1 protein-coding gene is annotated in these 771 nt (G+C 62.4%); it reads left to right on the top strand.

The features are described from left to right. Positions 1-129: 129 nt before the first annotated feature. On the top strand, positions 130-696 hold the full coding sequence (locus VQ044_RS25410; RefSeq protein ID WP_327650454.1) for an IS630 family transposase: 567 nt from the start codon (positions 130-132) through the stop codon (positions 694-696). The last annotated feature ends 75 nt before the right edge of the window (positions 697-771 follow it).

Below are 771 nucleotides of genomic sequence, written 5' to 3'. Positions count from 1 at the left end.
CTCCTCAGTGGAATCGGCACCCCGAGCCTAACGGCTCAAGGCGGGCAACGCCGCCTACTTCAGAGTTTCAACAGAGACCGGGACATTCCCCCGCCAGGCGCGCTTTAAAAAAAAGGGCTCGCCGAGGCCCTGAAAGCGGCAAAGGTCGACCATCCCGACAAGCGGATTGCGCTGTGGTATCAAGACGAAGCAAGGGTTGGCCAGAAAGGCCGCCTCTGTCACCGCTGGTGGACCCGCGGCAAGCGACCACCCGGGCTCTGCGACCAGCGCTTCGAATGGACTTACATCTTCGGCGCCGTCGAACCCTCCACCGGCCAGTCCTTCGCCCTGGTTCTGCCCTATGCCGACAAGGCGATGATGAACCTCTACCTCGCCGAGTTCGCCCACACCATTCCTGACGACGTCCATGCCGTCATGGTTCTCGACGGCGCCGGATGGCACGGTGAAAAGGCCCTCGACGTGCCGGCGAACATCACCCTCGTCACCCTTCCGCCCTACAGTCCCGAACTCAACCCGGTCGAGCGGCTCTGGCTCTATCTGCGCGAGACCTCCCTCAGCCTCCGCGTCTTCCGCGACAAGCAAGCCATCATCGACGCTTGCTGCGACGCCTGGAACCGCGCCACCAAAGATCCGAGCCGCATCCAAACCCTCTGCAACTATCCCTACATCAAAGCGGTCAGTTGTGTAGGGCGGTGACAAATTAGGCCACGAAGCGGCGGCGAGAGGGTCGGCCGCGCCGGAGTAAAACCCGGCCAGTGGATAGGCTGTTTT

The sequence above is a fragment of the Aurantimonas sp. C2-5-R2 genome (genome assembly GCF_036549495.1).
In the GTDB taxonomy this organism is placed as follows: domain Bacteria; phylum Pseudomonadota; class Alphaproteobacteria; order Rhizobiales; family Rhizobiaceae; genus Aurantimonas; species Aurantimonas coralicida_A.
Note: the sequence above shows the minus strand (reverse complement) of the source record. Positions and strands in the feature narration are given on the sequence as shown.